The sequence below is a fragment of the Tritonibacter scottomollicae genome (assembly GCF_032924845.1).
Lineage (GTDB): Bacteria > Pseudomonadota > Alphaproteobacteria > Rhodobacterales > Rhodobacteraceae > Epibacterium > Epibacterium scottomollicae.
Window position 1 is genome coordinate 963228 of record NZ_CP136704.1, and the last position, 17478, is coordinate 980705.

Consider the following 17478-nt stretch of genomic DNA (forward strand, 5'->3'; position numbering starts at 1 on the left):
GTTGAATTGCTTAAAAAATAGGCATTACCTATCGGAAGGTGGGCTGGATTGGCGTCTTGGAATGGAGCATAGCTCAGTTTCAAGCTAAGAAACTCTCATATGCACAAGGATTAAGCAGTTGTCCTTCTCAGTCGGACCCACAGATCTCGACCCTCCTGTTGCGCTGGCCCCGATGGCCGGCATCACGGATCGCCCGTTTCGCGACCTCGTCCGGTCCTTCGGTGCGGGGCTGGTGGTGAGCGAGATGGTCGCAAGCCAGGAAATGGTACAGGCCAAACCAGGGGTACGGGAGCGCGCTGAGCTGAGCGCGGACGTCGAGAACACCGCGGTACAGATTGCCGGACGCGAAGCCTATTGGATGGCAGAGGCCGCGCGTCAGGTGGCGGACCGGGGCGCGCGGATGATCGACATCAATATGGGCTGCCCGGCCAAGAAGGTGACCAATGGCTATTCCGGGTCTGCGTTGCTGAAAACGCCGGACCATGCGCTTAGCCTGATCGAAGCCGTGGTCGAGGCGGTCGACGTGCCGGTGACGTTGAAAACCCGCCTGGGCTGGGACGATGACTGCCTGAACGCCGCAGATGTCGCGCGCCGCGCGCAAGAGGCGGGCGTGCAGATGGTCACCATTCATGGCCGTACCCGATGCCAGTTCTATAAGGGGCGCGCAAACTGGGCTGCCATCGCAGATGTGCGCAAGGCGGTCACCGTGCCGCTGTTGGCAAATGGCGATATTCTCGGTGCCTCTGATGCCCGCGCTGCGCTGGACGCCTCTGGCGCGGATGGCGTGATGATTGGACGCGGTGCTCAGGGCAAGCCCTGGTTGTTGGCACAGGTCGCACATGACCTCTGGGATTTGGGAGCGCCTGATATCCCGTCGGGATCAGTGCTTATCGACATGGTTTCAGGGCACTACGAGGCAATGCTGGAGTTTTACGGCGGTGATCTTGGTCTGCGCGTCGCGCGCAAGCATCTGGGCTGGTATATGGATGAAGTCGGCACGCCTGCTCCGTTGCGTCGGGAGGTGCTGACGGCACGGACCGCGGCAGATGTCCTGCGCCTGCTGCCAGACGCATTGCAGAGACACCAACAGGAGAGTGCGGCATGAGCTCCGCTGGTCCGCATTCCTCTGACTGCGCCATCTGGGCGTCACTGCCGGTTCCGGCCTTTCTGGTCGATGAGTGCAACATGATCGCCGATGTGAACTCTTCCGCCGAGGGCTTCACAAACGCGTCGCGCAAGTCGCTGATTGGAAAGAATGTTTGGCAAAAGATCACCATAGACTCGTCAATCGAGGAGGCGTTTGAAAAGGCGCGGGCGCAGGGCACGCCGCTGTTTGTGAATGACGTCGATGTCGGCGCGCGCGAACGTTCTCCGCTACAATGCGCGGTTCAGATTGCCCCGTTGCAGGGACATGAGGGCTACATGCTGCTGATGCTGTCGCCCCGAGAGCTGGCAGGGCGTTTGACGCAGAACCACTCCGCCAAATCTGCAGCGCAATCGGCCATTGGCATGGCAGAGATGCTGGCGCATGAAATCAAGAACCCTCTTGCCGGTATCACGGGTGCAGCACAGCTCGTGAGTATGAACCTGTCGCCGGAAGACCTTGAATTAACAGATCTTATTGTCAGCGAAAGCCGCCGCATCGTGAAGTTGTTGGAGCAGGTTGAGCAATTCGGAAACCTGTCAGACCCCGATTTTCGACCGGTGAACCTGCATGACGTGCTGGATCGGGCCCGCCGGTCGGCGCTGCTGGGGTTTGGCGCACATATGAAGATTGTCGAAAAATACGACCCGTCGCTTCCGCTGGCCTGGGGAGACCCGGATCAGTTGCTGCAAGTGGTGCTCAATTTGTTGAAGAACGCGTCAGAAGCCGCTGGCACCAAGGGCGGAACCATCACCGTGCGCACCTTCTACGAGCATTCCTTCCGTCTGCGCCGCAGTGACGGACAGGGCAAGTTGCTGCCCTTGCAGATCGAGATCACCGATGATGGGCCAGGTCTTCCGGACAACATCCGCGACGATATCTTCGAGCCCTTCGTCTCTGGCAAAGAGAACGGAACCGGTCTGGGGCTCGCCCTCGTCAGCAAGATTATCGCTGACCACAACGGCTGGATTTCCGTTCGTTCTGAACCGGGGAAAACGACCGTTCGACTATCACTCTCTCGGGTTCCTCGGGAGCCGAATTAACGCAAGGAGCACAATGACATGGACGGCACCGTTCTTGTTGTAGATGACGACCGCACGATCCGCACCGTTCTCACTCAGGCGCTCACGCGCGCGGGCTGCAAGGTGCATGCGACCTCTTCGCTGACGACGCTGATGCGCTGGGTGGCTGAGGGCAAGGGAGACGTGGTGATCTCTGACGTGATGATGCCGGACGGAAATGGCCTGGAGATGCTGCCAAAGATTGCGCAGGATCGGCCCGGGCTGCCGGTCATTGTGATTTCGGCGCAGAACACGATCATGACGGCGATCAAGGCGGCGGAAGCCGAGGCCTATGATTATCTGCCCAAACCCTTCGATCTGCCGGAGCTGATGAAGCGGACGGCCAAGGCATTGTCGGAGAAGCGCACGGCCCAGAACACCAGCGAAGTGAACGTACCCGAGGAGCGGCCGGACGAGTTGCCTCTGGTGGGGCGGACTGAGGTCATGCAAAGCCTGTATCGGCTTATCGCGCGGGTGATGAATACGGATATGCCACTGCTGATAACTGGTGAAAGCGGCACAGGTAAGTCACTGATTGCAAGAGCTATTCACGATTTCTCTGACCGTCGCACTTTGCCCTTTGTGGTCGCAGAAGCCTCTGACCTGATTGAGCTGGAAGGGCCGTCGCGCCTGTTGGGGCAAGTCAAGGGGGGCACGCTGCTCATCGACGAGTTGGCTGATCTTGCGGATGAGGCGCAGGCGCGCCTTGTGCGGATGATGGATGCCCCCGGAGACCATGCCCCGAGGTTTATTGCCACGACGAGTTCAGCAGGATCTTGCTGATCAGCTGGAAGGCGGGGCGCTGCGTCAGGATCTTTACTACCGGATCTGCGGTACGGAGCTGCCGGTGCCGGCCTTGCGGGAGCGGGTCGAGGATATTGCGCTGTTATGCGAACATTTCCTTCTGCGTGCGGAGAGCGAAGGTGCGTCCCGGCGGGCCATCAGTGATGATGCCCGAGATATTCTTCGCCACTATGCTTGGCCTGGGAATGTCCGCCAACTTGAAAATACTGTGAAACGTCTTGCGCTTACGGCACGCAGTGAAATGATTGGGAAATCGGAGGTCGCCGCAGCGCTGGGGCCGCAGACCACTGGTGTGGAGCCGGTCATGGGAGGTGGCGCCAGCAATGAAAAGCTCTCTGATGCCGTGGCCAGACATCTGCAGAGGTACTTCGACCTTCACGGGGATATGCTGCCGCCGCCCGGACTATATGCCCGTTTGCTTCGAGAGATAGAGACGCCGCTGATCGAAATCGCGCTGTCTGCGACCGGTGGAAATCAGGCAAAATGCGCGGATTTACTTGGAATTAACCGGAACACGCTGCGCAAGAAGATCACGGACCTCGATATTGAGGTGACACGCCGCCGCAAACTGATGTAATATCGCCACAGAAGCGTTGCCCTATCGCCAGACGGCAAATGGGGGATCGCGAAATCAAGTGGTGAGCGGCAAACGCTCAACATCAACTTGGGGGCAGGCGGTGGCACAGATGTCACATATCCGCTCGGCGTATCTGTGGCTTTCAGCCTTGGATCGCTGGCGAAAGTCGCGCAGGGCGCGCAACATCATCACGCTTGGGTTGGTGTTTCTCGGGCCGGCGATGGCGTTGCTCACCTTTCTTGTGATTGGTCCATTGGGCCAAAGCGCCAGTTCGCCCGCCTTGCGCCTGATTCTGTTAGCCGACCTCGTTTATGTGCTTTCGATCACTGCGCTTGTTCTGAGCCAGATTGGGCGCCTTATTGCGGCGCGCCGGGTGAAGTCGGCGGGCTCGCGCCTTCACTTGCGGTTGATCGGGGCTTTTGCATTTTTGGCGCTTGTGCCGACGGTGACAGTCGCGGTCTTTGCAGTCTTGACGGTGAACGTGGGGCTTGAGGGCTGGTTTTCGGAACGTGTCCGGGATGTGATCGCAAATTCCGTAAAGGCCGCCGAGGCCTATGAACGCCAGCAGCGCCAGGATCTTGAACAGGATGCGATTGCTTTGGCGCGGTTTTTGGACCGCAGTCGATCAAATGATTTTTTCATGAGCGACGGGCAGTTACGGCAATTTCTTTCGCAAGGGCAGCTGCAGATTCAGCGGGGCCTGCAAGAGGCCTATGTGATCAACAGTACCGGTACGATCCAGACACGCGGTGAACGATCATATGAATTTGATTTTGAGATGCCCACGGATGCGGACATCGCCGCCGTCGAAACTGAAGGTCTGCACATCATCCAGGATTGGGACAACAACGAGTTCCGCGCTCTTGTCCGTTTGAACGCCTTTGTGGATCGTTACCTCTATGTCAGCCGTGAGGTCGATGGAGAGCTGTTGAACCTGCTGGATGAGACACAGCAGACTGCGCATCTTTACCAACAGCTCGAGAGTGAAAGAGGGCGCGTGCTGTTCGAGTTCGGGTTGTTGTACTTGGGTTTTGCTGTGATCCTGATCCTTGCTGCCATGTGGCTGGGCATGTGGTTTGCCGAACGTCTGTCACGTCCCGTCGGGCGGCTTACGGTAGCGGCGCAACGCGTGGGTGAAGGCGATCTGGGGGTTCAGGTTGCCGAGGAACAGGGCGATGACGAGATTGCGCAGTTGAGTCGCTATTTCAACCAGATGACGCAACAACTTCAGGCACAGCGCGAGGCGTTGCTGCAGAATACCCGGCAAATCGAACGGCGCCGCCGCTTGTTTGATTCGGTGCTGTCCTCCGTCACATCCGGTGTTGTCGGGCTCGATTCAAAGGGCTGCGTCACCTTCGTGAACACCTCAGCAAAGCGTCTGCTGGACTGGAAGGAAGACCAGAAATCTCTGGCTCTCTCGGTTGCGATACCCGAGTTTGGGCCATTGTTTGAAAACCTTGTCGGCAACGGTGCGGGGATCGCGCAGGGCGAGATCAAGGTAACCCGCCAGGGGCGTCTGGAAAACCTGCTTGTCCGGATGGCGCGCCGTCATGCGGAGGATGACAACCTTGAGGGGTATGTGGTCGCATTTGATGATGTGACTGATTTGGTCAGCGCGCAACGCATGGCCGCTTGGGGCGATGTGGCGCGCCGCATCGCACATGAAATCAAGAACCCACTGACTCCGATCCAGCTGAGCGCGGAGCGTATCAAGCGAAAGTTCGCACCAAAGCTGGGCGAAGAACACAGCGATCAACTGCAGTCGATGACGGATGTCATTGTTCGTCAAACCAACGACCTACGCCGCATCGTTGATGAATTTTCCAAGTTTGCCCGCATGCCCGAGCCTGATCGCCACGAGGAGGACCTCGGCAAGCTGGTTCAGGAGGCGGTCTTGCTCCAGCAGGCGGGGCAGCCGAATTTGAAAATCCGCTCGGATTTGCCGGATCAGCCCATGCAAGTGGATGTGGATGCGACAATGATTGGTCAGGCCTTGACCAACCTGATCAAGAACGCCGGCGAAGCGACGGAAAGTCTGAAGAAAAAAGGCGCGGCTGATGGATACGCTCCGGAAATCCGCGTGACGGTGAAGACGGGGAGCGCAGGGCATCTCATCACCATTGCGGACAATGGCATCGGCTTGCCTGCGGATCGAGCTCGGCTGTTCGAGCCCTATGTCACGACGCGTGACGAAGGCACCGGACTTGGTCTGCCGATCGTGAAGAAAATTATCGAAGAACATGGTGGCACATTGGCGTTGGAAGACGCACCGCTCTTTGACGGGATGAGCCATCGGGGCGCCATGGCGGTGATCCGCCTTCCGGCCCTCTCGCCGGACACTGTTGTCCAGAAACAAACCGTAGTAGCAGGGCTGACATGAGTGATATTCTGATTGTTGACGATGAACGTGACATCCGGGAACTGGTTTCGGACATCCTTGAGGATGAAGGCTACGCAACCCGCAAAGCAGCCAATTCTGATGAGTGCATGGCCGCATTCGAGGACACGCCGCCGTCGCTGCTGATCCTCGATATCTGGCTCAAGGACAGCCAGATGGATGGGATCGACATCCTCAAAACCGTGAAGCGTGATTTTCCGGAGGTCCCGGTCGTGATCATTTCCGGTCATGGCAACATCGAGATCGCGGTCGCGGCGATCAAGCAGGGGGCCTATGATTTCATCGAAAAGCCCTTCAACATCGACCAGCTTATGGTGGTGATACGGCGCGCGATGGAGACCTCTCGGTTGCGGCGCGAAAACACCGATCTGCGTCGCAAGGACGGCGGCGCAACGGATATGGTGGGGACATCACCCGCGTTTCGTGCGTTGATCGGTCAGCTTGATCGGGTGACAAAGTCCAACGGGCGCGTCATGTTGTCTGGCCCCGCAGGCAGCGGCAAGGAGGTCGCGGCGCGATATATCCACACAAATTCAAACCGTTCCAGCGCTCCCTTCATCACGGTGAATTGCGCCAGCATCGAGCCGGAACGGATGGAGGACGTGCTGTTTGGTCGTGAAAGCAGTGAGCGCGGAATTGAACCGGGCCTGTTGGAGCAGGCGGACGGCGGCGTCGTGTTCTTTGATGAGGTCGCGGATATGCCGCTTGGCACGCAATCCAAAATCCTGCGGGTTCTGGTGGACCAGCAATTCATCCGGGTTGGTGGCGCCGATAAGGTCAAGGTCGACCTGCGCGTCATTTCTGCGACCAATCGGGATCTCGAAAAGGAGATTGTAGAGGGGACCTTCCGGCAAGAGCTGTACCATCGGTTGAACGTCGTGCCGATCAGCGTCCCGGCGCTGTCGGATCGGCGCGAAGATATTCCGCTGTTGGCCGACTACTTCATCGAAGGTTTCAATCAGACGCAGGGCTTGCCCTTGCGCGAGGTCAGCGAAGATGCGGTTGCCCTGATGCAGACCATGACCTGGCCCGGCAATGTTCGTCAGCTGAAAAATTTGGTCGAACGGGTTCTGATCCTTGGAGAAACCTGCGATCCGATTCAGGCCAAGGACCTGCCGAGCGAGGAAGAAAAGGTGGAGACCGAAGGCCGCGTTGTGCTGTCGGGAGCATTGGCGACGCTGCCTCTGCGTGAAGCGCGAGAAGCCTTCGAACGTGAATACCTGCTGACCCAGATCAACCGATTTGGCGGCAACATCAGCCGGACGGCCTCTTTTGTGGGGATGGAGCGTTCGGCGTTGCACCGAAAGCTGAAATCGCTGGGCGTTGTCACCTCCAACAAGGCTGGCACACGCATCGCGCGGGTCGAGAATGAAGAAGGCGAGACGCCTGAAATCACCGTCTGAACAGAGCTGAACCCGGCCCGCCGCGGCCGGGACAATTGAATTGACCATCACAGAGCCATCTGTCATGCAAACAATGCATTTCAGTGCCCGGAGAGCGTATCGATGAAGGTTATTATCTGTGGTGCCGGGCAGGTCGGTTGGCAGATCGCGCGTCACCTGTCGGGTGAGCACAACGATGTCACCGTTGTGGACAACAATCCGGATTTGGTGCGCCGTGCGACAGATACGCTTGATGTTCAAGGGATTGCGGGCTTTGCCTCATACCCGGATGTGCTTGATCGCGCGGGGGCACGTGACGCGGACATGATCATCGCCGCCACCCATTCGGACGAGGTGAATATGGTCACCTGTCAGGTGGCCCATTCGGTGTTTTCGATACAGCGCAAGATCGCGCGGTTGCGCGCCAAAAGCTATCTGAACGCCATCTACTCTGATCTCTACCGACGCAATCATTTGCCCATTGATGTGGTGATCAGCCCCGAGCGCGAGGTGGCTGCTGCTGCAATGCAGCGTCTGCGCGCACCTGCGGCCTTTGATACCGAAGTCTTCATGGACGGGCGTGCTCAGCTGCTGGGCATTCATGTCGACGAAGACTGCCCGGTGGTGAACACGCCGCTGCGGCAGCTGACCGAGCTGTTCTCGACGTTGCGTGCAATCGTTGTGGGCGTGCGGCGTGAGGGCACCTTGTTTGCGCCAGAGCCGGGCGATCAACTGTTTGTGGGCGACGCAGCCTATGTGTTTTGCCATTCTGATGACGTTAGCCGCACGATGGAAGTCTTTGGTAAAACGGAGAAACGTCAGGAGCGCGTTGTAATCGTCGGCGGCGGTAATGTCGGGTTGGAGGTCGCCAAGGCTTTGGAAGAACGCCCCGGCCGCACTCGCGTCAAGGTGATTGAGAAAAGCCGTAAACACGCTGAAAGGGCTGCAGAAGAGCTGGAGCGGACCATCGTGTTGAACGGTGATGGCCTGGATCGCGGCCTGATGATCGAGGCTGGCATCGACAAGGCCGATGCGATGTTGGCGGTGACCGATGATGATAAGACCAATATGCTGGCCGCAGTGCGGGCGAAAACCGAAGGCTGCCCCTTTGCCATTGCGCTGATCAATGATCCGACCTTGCTGCCGCTGCTGCCGCATCTCGGCATTGATGCCCATATCAACCCGCGCGCCACGACCGTCAGTTCGATCCTGCGTCACATCCGCTATGGGCGCATCCGGCAAGTCTATTCCATTGGCGATGCCGAGGCCGAAGTGATCGAAACCGAGGTACTGTCCACCTCGCCCATGGCCGGGCAGGCCATTCGCGACATCGATTTCCCCGAGGGGGTTTTGGTTGGAGCGGTGTCCAAGAATGGCGAGGTCGTGCGGCCTAGAGGTGGACTGAGGATCGAGGCGGGCGATACCATCGCGCTCTTCGCCATGGCTGCAGATGTGCGGGAGGTCGAGCGCCTGATGCAGGTCTCGATCGATTACTTCTAGGATGCCGCGCCGTCCTCGCTCTCAGGTCCGTGGCATCCTGCGTCTGCCATTGCTGCTGCTGATCTGGGGCATCTTTGCGATCGCCATGTGGATCCCAGCAATCCATGCGGTGTTGGTCGACGACCATCAGACCTCTCAGAGTTTCTTTTATTCCGGGATTGTTGGTCTGACGTTCGTGACCTTCATCGCGCTATCGGTTGCCAACCGTGTTCCACGCTACGGGATGCCCGGGCAGCTGATGACGCTGCTGGCAACCTTTGTGTTTTTGCCGCTGTACCTGGCGATTCCCCTGCAGGATGCTTTGCAGAACACAAGCTACCTCAATGCGTACTTTGACATGGTCAGCTCTCTGACAACGACAGGGGCCGATGTCTATGACCAACCAGGACGAGTGCCGCAATCAGTTCATCTGTGGCGGGCGCTGGTGGCCTGGATGGGCGGGATGTTCATGTGGATCGCTGCATCCGCGGTGCTTGCACCGCTGTCGCTGGGCGGCTTTGAGGTGACCACCCGGGCCGAACCTGGGCGCAGTGACGCGATTTTGCGTGAAAACCAGCGCCCCGATCCGCGGCGCAAGCTGATCCTCGTGACCAAGGCGCTGGCGCCGGTGTATATCGGTCTGACGCTGGCACTGGCGGTTCTGCTGGTATTGTGCGGCGAGACTGGCCTGGTTGCCGTCAGCCATGCGATGTCGATCATGGCAACCTCTGGCGTGTCGCCGGTGGGCGGTATCGGCGCGGCGCAGGCTGGCGTGGCTGGTGAGATGGTGATGCTCCTCTTCTTGCTGTTTGCCCTGTCGCGCCTGACATTTTCCAGCGATACCGTTGCCGTTGGTCATGGGCGGCTCGACAAGGACCCGGAGTTTCGCACCGGTATGCTGATTATCATCGGCGTGCCCACTTTGCTGTTTCTGCGCCATTGGATCGCGTCACTAGAGGTCAATACCTCCGATGATCTCATGATGGGGCTGGCGTCCTTCTGGGGCGCCCTTTTCACGGTCACGTCCTTTTTGACCACCACGGGGTTTGAAAGCGCCTATTGGTTCAGTGCGCAGGAATGGTCGGGGCTGGAGACGCCCGGGATGATCCTTCTGGGACTTGCAGTCATGGGCGGTGGCGTTGCGACCACGGCGGGCGGGGTGAAGCTGTTGAGGGTTTATGCGCTTTATCTCAATGGGTTGCGAGAGATGGAGCGGCTTGTCCTGCCTTCCTCTGTCAGTGGCGAAGGGCGCGGGAACCGTCGTCTGCAAAGCAATGGGGCCTTTGTGGCCTGGATCTTTTTCATGCTGTTCGCGCTTTCGCTGGCACTGATCTGCGTGGCGCTCTCCGCATTTGGGGTTCCCTTTGAACAAGCTATGATTCTTGCTGTGGCAGGACTGTCGACAACCGGTCCTTTGATCGAAGCGGCCGGGCAATTCCCGATCGAGTTGGGTCTGATGGAGGCGCCTGTAAAACTGATCTTGTGTTTTGCCATGGTTCTGGGGCGTCTGGAAACACTTGCCATTATCGCGCTTTTGTCGCCAAATCTGTGGCGCAACTGACAGAAACCACTTAACCCACGTAGAAAAGTGACGTTTTTCGGGTGGAAACCCTCGAAATCTGCGTCCATACTCTGCACAAGGGACGCGTTGGGCCGCAGCGCGTAACAAGAAAAAAGGCGAGATAATAAACAAATGGCTTCGGACAGACAGAATCTTCAGGACGCATTCCTGAACCACGTTCGCAAAACAAAAGTTCCGGTCACAATCTTTCTGATCAATGGCGTTAAACTGCAGGGCGTGATCACTTGGTTCGATAACTTCTGTGTTTTGCTGCGCCGTGATGGCCAGTCGCAGCTCGTGTACAAACATGCGATCTCCACCATCATGCCGGCTCAGCCGATCAGTCTCTACGAGGGTGAAGACTTTAATTGATGGAGCACGACAGGAAGCGGACCCGCGCCTGGGTTCTGCATCCGGATATCAAATCCGACAGAACACGCCGTGACGCGGTTCCGGCGCTGGAAGAAGGTGTCGCGCTTGCGGCCGCCTTGCCCGACCTTGATGTGGTCGGGTCGACCGTCGTAGGCCTTCCCAAGGCGCATGCCGGCATGCTGTTTGGCTCCGGCAAAATCGAAGAGCTGAAGGCGATATTTCTAGCCTCAGACGTGGAATTGGTGCTGGTCGACGGCCCGGTCAGCCCCGTGCAGCAGCGCAATCTGGAAAAGGCCTGGAAGGTCAAGATTTTGGACCGGACCGGTCTGATCCTGGAGATTTTCTCGGATCGCGCGCGCACCCGTGAGGGCGTGCTGCAGGTGGAAATGGCGGCGCTGAACTATCAGCGTACGCGATTGGTGAGAGCTTGGACCCACCTGGAACGTCAGCGTGGTGGACTTGGTTTTGTCGGCGGTCCCGGCGAAACGCAGATCGAGGCCGACCGGCGCGCCATTGACGAGCAGCTGGTCCGCTTGCGCCGCCAGCTCGACAAGGTGGTGAAAACCCGGACATTGCATCGCGCGGCACGGGCGAAGGTTCCTTATCCGATTGTGGCTCTGGTGGGCTATACCAACGCCGGTAAATCCACAGTTTTCAATCGCTTGACGGGCGCTGATGTGATGGCGAAAGACATGCTCTTTGCCACGCTTGACCCCACGATGCGACGGGTGGAACTCCCAGATGGACCGGAAGTGATCCTGTCGGACACCGTCGGGTTTATCTCCGATCTTCCAACTGAATTGGTTGCTTCATTCCGGGCAACGCTTGAAGAAGTACTTGCCGCAGACGTCATTCTGCACGTGCGTGACATCAGCCACGATGAGACCGAAAATCAGGCCGAAGATGTTCGGCAGATCCTCAACTCTCTGGGTGTCGATGAAGATCGGCCGATGATTGAGGTCTGGAACAAAATTGACCGCCTCTCTGAAGAAGAGGCCGATGCATGCCGGAAACGTGCCGAGCGCAGCGAAGAGCTTTACGCGATTTCTGCGATCACAGGCGAAGGTCTGCCCGCCTTGCTGGATGACATTGCGATCAAATTGCAGGGCGCGCGGCATACAGAGACTCTTAGTCTTGCGTTTTCTCAAGGTAGGCAGCGGGCTTGGCTCTTCAAGCAGGATGTTGTGTTGTCCGAAGACCAGACTGAAGCCGGTTTCGAAATCACCGTGCGCTGGACCGACAAACAGAAGGCGCAATACGCAGCGCTTTGAAAGCGCTGCGTATTTATTCGCTCTACTGCCTTGGCAGGATGCGGGTGATGCCCACGGCGGCCGCGCGTGCCAGATTTTCATCCAATGACATCGGTATATATTCGCCACGGCGCCAGAACTGAGCCATGTCGTCATAGTAGCGCGACAGGAAATGTCCGGACTGGCCCGTAGCGATGATGAAAACAGAGCTGTCAGGGTCCGCGAAATCATAGACCCCGCGATAGCCTGCTGCGTGTACATTATTGAACGGCTCTGGTTCCTGCCCAGAGGTCAAGCCGCGCTGTAGCGTGTTGTCGCCACCGCTGGTGGACTGGCGAATATTCACAAAATGACGCAACAGGGGCACGTCGCCGAGAATCTCATGATCTTGTGTTGCTTGATGTGCATCGCCCCATCGCAGGGTTTCCAGCCGACTGCCGTATTTCTCGCTGATATAGACCAGTGCATCATCGAGAGCCCGCCGGGCCATATCCGTGCATGTCTCTGTTGGTGCGCTTTGTTGCACGTTGCACCAAGCACTGGCACCATCGACATCGCGGAACACACGTTCCAAGAACAAGGGGTCTACACGGGAAAACGCATCAGAAAGCGGCCCGAGATCATCTTCGATCAGTCGTTTTTGCAACGCCCTGACCCAGCTGGCGTAGATGAGCGGTTCTGGCAAATGCTCATTCATCTCGCCATTCCACTCTGCCAGCAGCGACAAGGCGATGTGTCGCTGACGTTCGCGCGTGCCCTCCGGCGCGGCTTCTTCGGCGTACCAAAGATCCGCACCGATCAGTGGCAGGAGAGTTTGTGCGCTATATGAGACGGCATCGAGCTGCGCCTCGATAAAGCTGTCGCGGGTGTGGACTTCACGGGCCTGCATCAGGCGACGCCAGCGATTGATCCGCTGAGTGTCACCCCAATTATACGAGACGTGATTGGGGAATGGCCGTTCCACCAGCTTGTTGTTGGTGTTTCCGAGAATGCCACCGCGGGGATCAATGAACTCCGGGTTCGCGGCATAGGGCAGCCGCCCTTGCCACCTGTTTTCCCGGCGCCAGCCCTGGTTTGGCAACCGACCCTGACTTTGGTTGCGCAGATCACGCTCCGGCATTGCGCCAATGGTCTTGAGCGCGATGCCATCGCTGTCCACGAGCGTCAGGTTCTGTGACGGAGCAATAAATTGTTCACCCGCAGCAATCGCTTGCTCGATGCTATTGGCCCTCATCAGCTCCAGCGCGGCGGTGAGCGAGGTGTCGGTTTCCGACAATGCTGTCCAGCCAAGGCTGACAACATGACCGGGTGGGGTGATCGATGCGAGGTCGAACAGAGAGCCGGGGAGCACAGGGCCGTTTTCCGTCCAGCGCAGGGTCAACGTCAGCGGCGCGCTTCCCTTGATCTGCACGATCGATGGACGGGTGACAAAGTCCTTGTAGCCGTTGGGGGACAGGTATTCCTGTGCGTTGTCGGGATTGATCTTCTCAATGAACAAGTCCTGATCATCGAGGTAGGAAGAAGTCAGCCCCCAGCCCATTTGTTGCGTCCGCCCAGTCAGAACTGCGGGGATGCCAGGGATGGTGCCACCGATGACCCCGCCGGTCCCCAGTTCCAGACGGGCCAAATACCAAGCGCCCGGAGCGGTCAGGTTGAGGTGAGGGTCATTGGCCAGAAGCGTTCCGCCGGACGCGGACCGGCTGGGCGCCGCGGCCCAGGCGTTGGAGGCACCGCCCAACCCGCGTGGGGCAACGGGCATCAGGGCCGCGACCTGCGGTTCCTGCAACGTGAGGCCGTTAAGCTCGGGAAAGAGGCTGGTGTATTCCGGCAAAGTCGCAGTTCCCGCTCCTGGAACATCGGGAAGGATGTCAGAGAGCCGAGCGGGATCATCGAGGGCGATAGAGGTTTGGGCCCGCAGGATTTCCTCTTGCAGCTGAGACGACAATTGCAGCGCCATCAACTTCATCATTGCGATGCTGTCTGCGGGTTGCCACGGCGCGATCGGCATGTTGAACAGAAACATCTCTGGCGCCCCACGGCCAAGCGCGTCTTCGTTGATCTCCTGCAAGCGCGCATTGACTCCAGCGGCGTAGGCCTTGAGCGCGCTCAGGGCCTCGGGGCTTTGTGCCGAAACGGAGCGGCGCGCCGTCCCGTAGAGATCGAGCCGACGCAGGAAGCTGTCGGTTTTGACGGTACGTACGCCAAATACCTCTGACAGGCGTCCCTGTGCGGTGCGGCGCATGACAGCCATTTGCCACAGTCGGTCCTGCGCATGCGCATAGCCAAGACCAAAGAACACATCCTCATCCGAAGCGCCGAAGCTTCCAAAAATATGCGGAACATTGGCATTGTCGCGCACAATTTCCACCGGAGCCGTGGGGCCGGGCAGGGCGATTTCCTTATTGTAGTCGGGCAACGATTGAGCCGCGAGAAAATAGACCAGCAGTGCGGCTGCGACGCCGAGCAGAATTGTACCGGCAGTCAGGCGTAGGAGCCAGCGGAAGAGGCGTGCCATTCGTTGTCTATTCCCTTGGTATCTCGATGTTTGTTGCCATGCCGCATTGCGCTTTGGATTGCTGCTGCTACGGTTGGCGCCAACATAGGCGAAGACAGAACGAGGGGAAAGGACATGACAAAAGTTGCGTTCCTGGGGCTGGGGGTCATGGGGTATCCTATGGCCGCACACCTGCAAAAGGCGGGCTATAGCGTTACGGTTTATAACCGCACGACTGCAAAGGCTGAGGCTTGGGCCTCCGTCAATGGCGGCGCTTTTGCGCTGACGCCGCGCGAGGCTGCCGAGGGTGCGGATTTCGTGATGTCTTGCGTCGGAAATGACGATGATCTGAGATCCGTTTGCCTGGGCGATGATGGTGCATTTGCCGGAATGACAGCCGGCAGTATCTTTGTGGATCACACCACGGTGTCTGCTCAGGTGACGGAGGAGCTTTATGCCGCCGCGCAGGTTGTGAATATCGGGTTTGTCGATGCGCCAATTTCCGGTGGCCAGGCCGGCGCGGAAAACGGCGCCCTGTCCATCATGTGCGGTGGGGATGCCAGCCATTTTGAGGCCGCAGCTCCGATCATGGATGCCTATTCACGTATCTGCCGACGCATTGGCGAAAGCGGTGCGGGCCAAATGACCAAGATGTGTAATCAGATCGCCATCGCAGGACTTGTCCAAGGGCTGAGCGAGGCGCTGCATTTTGCGGAGAAGGCCGGTCTGGATGGGCGCGCAGTCGTGGAGGTGATCAGCCAAGGCGCGGCCGGTAGCTGGCAGATGGCCAATCGCTACGAGACAATGCTGGATGACCACTTCGATCATGGATTTGCCGTTGATTGGATGCGCAAGGATCTGGGCATCTGTCTCGATGCGGCGGACGACATTGAGGCCAGCCTCCCAGTCACGGCGCTGGTGGATCAGTTCTACAAGGATGTGCAGAAACTTGGCGGCGGGCGTTGGGATACTTCGGCGCTGATTAAACGCCTTCGCGCGATGGGGTAACTGCCCAATAAGGCCTGAAAAATGAAAAGCCTCCCACATGCGGGGAGGCTTTTATCGTTTTGATCTAAAAGGAAGATCGCGGGTCAGGGGATGATGCGAGTGTATTTGGACCCTTCCAAAGTCGCGCCGATGCGCAACCCGGCTTGACCGAAGACCGCAGCGATAACAGGCGCGGTCAATGTATTGGTGTCTGCGGTCAGGGCGTTGCCTTCATCCTTGACGACATATTCCAGATCCGCGCCAGCGGTCCAGCCGGAGGAGCGACGGAAACGGGCAAGCGCCGCGTCGGTCATGAAGAACAGGACATGCGCATATTGCTGCGCGCCAATTTGCAGCCCCGCGTTGCCCTTGATCGCGGCGTAGTAGTCAACTGTGGCACCATTGATGCGCAAAGCCCCGCGACCGTAGGCACCGCCAAAGATGAACCCCGCTTCGGTCACGAGCGGAATGACCAGCATCCCTGCCGATTTCTCCGCCAGATCACGGGTACCGGGGTAGCGGTTGTACATCTGGTTCAAGGTGGTGTTGACGCGCGCGTCAATCTTCACGTTGTTGGTATTGCCAATTCCGTTGCCACAGGCCGCGGTCACGCCGAGAGAGGCAAGACCTGCCGTGGTAAAGGCGCGGCGGGATAGCTTGGTATTATCTCTGCTCATTTCATTGTACCTGCAAGTTGTTGCGATGCTTTCTGCATCTTGTTGCGCGAGATTATAAGCGCATTCTGCCCGCCTGTCATCTCGAAGCGAATGTCATTGGGCAGGTTCCCGCTCTTGTGAACACGCTTGGTCGATCAGCCGTTCAGCAACCGGGCCACTTGCGGTGCAAAATAGGTCAGGACCCCGTCACAGCCCGCACGGCGAAACGCCATCAGGCTTTCAAGCATGACCTTTTCGCCATCAATCCAGCCATTGAGCGCTGCGGCCTGGATCATCGCGTATTCGCCAGACACCTGATAGGCAAATGTCGGCACGGCGAAGTCTCTTTTCACTCGGTTGCAGATGTCCAGATAGGGCAACCCGGGCTTGACCATGACCATATCGGCGCCCTCCTGCAGGTCCCGCGCGATCATGCGCATCGCCTCGTCCACATTGCCGGGATCCATCTGGTAGGTCTTCTTGTCGCCGGTCAGCGCACCGGATGCACCCACCGCATCGCGGAACGGACCATAGAAACCCGAGGCATATTTTGCGGAGTAAGACAGGATCGTAACATTCTGAAATCCATTGGTTTCCAATGCGCTCCGCATTGCGCCAATACGGCCATCCATCATATCGGAGGGCCCGATGATGTCGGCGCCGGCCTCAGCCTGCGCGACAGTCATCTTCACCAGTGCCGCCACCGTTTCATCATTGCGGATTTCACCATCTATAACAAAACCATCGTGGCCGTTGATGTTGTAAGGGTCCAGTGCCACATCGGTCATTACGGCGAGGTCCGGAACCGCGGCCTTGATGCCACGAATGGCCCGGTTGCACAGGTTGTCCGGGTTCCAGGCTTCAGCGCAATCCTCGGTCTTCAGTGCGGAGTCAGTATAGGGAAACAGGCAGATCGCCGGGATGCCCAAGGCATGCGCCTCAACTGCGGCCTCCACAACTTTGTCAACGGAGCGCCGCACTACGCCGGGCATGGAGGGCACGGGCTCCTCTATGCCTTCGCCGTCGCGCACAAAGACGGGCCAGATCAGATCATTGACCGACAGCTCGTGCTCCCGCGTGAGGTTGCGTAGCGCTGCGGAGGCGCGAAGACGACGGGGACGGGCGGTGGGAAAGGAGGCAATGATGGGAGGCATCTCGGTCTCTTGTAAAAATCCGGTGCCTATGGGTGACATGGAACAACGGTGTTTCACAAGTGCTGTAGCTGCGCATTTCTGCCGCAGCAGCACTTGTGTCCGCAGGCCGGGCAATGGATACAGGGCGGGTGCCGCGTCTGTGCGCATCTATATGACACT

12 protein-coding genes and 1 pseudogene are annotated in these 17478 nt (G+C 58.5%); 10 read left to right on the forward strand and 3 right to left on the reverse strand.

What is annotated here, in order from left to right; translation table 11 throughout:
- Positions 1 to 118 precede the first annotated feature (118 nt).
- The 9 genes and pseudogenes from dusB (at position 119) to hflX (ending at position 12049) form a co-directional block, all read left to right on the forward strand.
- Positions 119 to 1105: a tRNA dihydrouridine synthase DusB gene (gene dusB, locus R1T40_RS05140; protein WP_317386111.1), complete on the forward strand. Its 987-nt coding sequence runs from the start codon at positions 119 to 121 to the stop codon at positions 1103 to 1105.
- Entirely contained in the window at positions 1102 to 2187 is a 1086-nt protein-coding gene (locus R1T40_RS05145; RefSeq protein ID WP_317386112.1) for a two-component system sensor histidine kinase NtrB, read from the forward strand. Before dusB ends, R1T40_RS05145 begins: the two co-directional genes overlap by 4 nt.
- Before the next feature lie 18 nt (positions 2188 to 2205).
- A pseudogene (locus R1T40_RS05150) lies at positions 2206 to 3586 on the forward strand (response regulator).
- A 100-nt stretch (positions 3587 to 3686) separates the two neighbouring features.
- A complete protein-coding gene (locus R1T40_RS05155) occupies positions 3687 to 5966 on the forward strand; it encodes a sensor histidine kinase NtrY-like (RefSeq protein WP_317386113.1) in 2280 nt (759 codons plus the stop codon).
- The gene (ntrX, locus tag R1T40_RS05160; protein WP_317386114.1) at positions 5963 to 7387 is read left to right on the forward strand and encodes a nitrogen assimilation response regulator NtrX; all 1425 of its coding nucleotides are present in this window, start codon (positions 5963 to 5965) and stop codon (positions 7385 to 7387) included. The genes R1T40_RS05155 and ntrX overlap by 4 nt, the downstream gene beginning before the upstream one ends.
- Positions 7388 to 7489: 102 nt before the next feature.
- Positions 7490 to 8866 carry a Trk system potassium transporter TrkA gene (gene trkA, locus R1T40_RS05165; protein WP_317386115.1) on the forward strand — a complete coding sequence of 459 codons (1377 nt, stop codon included), beginning with the start codon at positions 7490 to 7492 and terminating at the stop codon, positions 8864 to 8866.
- Between the two features lies 1 nt (position 8867).
- Positions 8868 to 10406 carry a TrkH family potassium uptake protein gene (locus tag R1T40_RS05170; RefSeq protein ID WP_317386116.1) on the forward strand — a complete coding sequence of 513 codons (1539 nt, stop codon included), beginning with the start codon at positions 8868 to 8870 and terminating at the stop codon, positions 10404 to 10406.
- Positions 10407 to 10538: 132 nt separating this feature from the next.
- Complete coding sequence (gene hfq, locus R1T40_RS05175; RefSeq protein ID WP_317386117.1) at positions 10539 to 10778, forward strand: RNA chaperone Hfq; 240 nt, start codon at positions 10539 to 10541, stop codon at positions 10776 to 10778.
- Complete coding sequence (hflX, locus tag R1T40_RS05180) at positions 10778 to 12049, forward strand: GTPase HflX (protein ID WP_106164072.1); 1272 nt, start codon at positions 10778 to 10780, stop codon at positions 12047 to 12049. Before hfq ends, hflX begins: the two co-directional genes overlap by 1 nt.
- A gap of 22 nt (positions 12050 to 12071) precedes the next feature.
- Here the strand turns inward: hflX and R1T40_RS05185 are convergent, their stop codons facing one another.
- Positions 12072 to 14543, reverse strand: coding sequence for a penicillin acylase family protein (locus R1T40_RS05185; RefSeq protein ID WP_317386118.1), 2472 nt, complete (start codon positions 14541 to 14543; stop codon positions 12072 to 12074).
- A gap of 114 nt (positions 14544 to 14657) precedes the next feature.
- Here R1T40_RS05185 and R1T40_RS05190 point away from each other — a divergent pair, with 114 nt between their 5' ends.
- Entirely contained in the window at positions 14658 to 15530 is an 873-nt protein-coding gene (locus tag R1T40_RS05190; protein ID WP_317386119.1) for an NAD(P)-dependent oxidoreductase, read from the forward strand.
- Positions 15531 to 15613: 83 nt separating this feature from the next.
- Here R1T40_RS05190 and R1T40_RS05195 read toward each other — a convergent pair whose 3' ends face one another.
- Positions 15614 to 16186 carry a lipid-binding SYLF domain-containing protein gene (locus R1T40_RS05195; protein ID WP_317386120.1) on the reverse strand — a complete coding sequence of 191 codons (573 nt, stop codon included), beginning with the start codon at positions 16184 to 16186 and terminating at the stop codon, positions 15614 to 15616.
- Positions 16187 to 16320: 134 nt separating this feature from the next.
- The gene (hemB, locus tag R1T40_RS05200) at positions 16321 to 17319 is read right to left on the reverse strand and encodes a porphobilinogen synthase (RefSeq protein ID WP_317386121.1); all 999 of its coding nucleotides are present in this window, start codon (positions 17317 to 17319) and stop codon (positions 16321 to 16323) included.
- Positions 17320 to 17478: the final 159 nt, after the last annotated feature.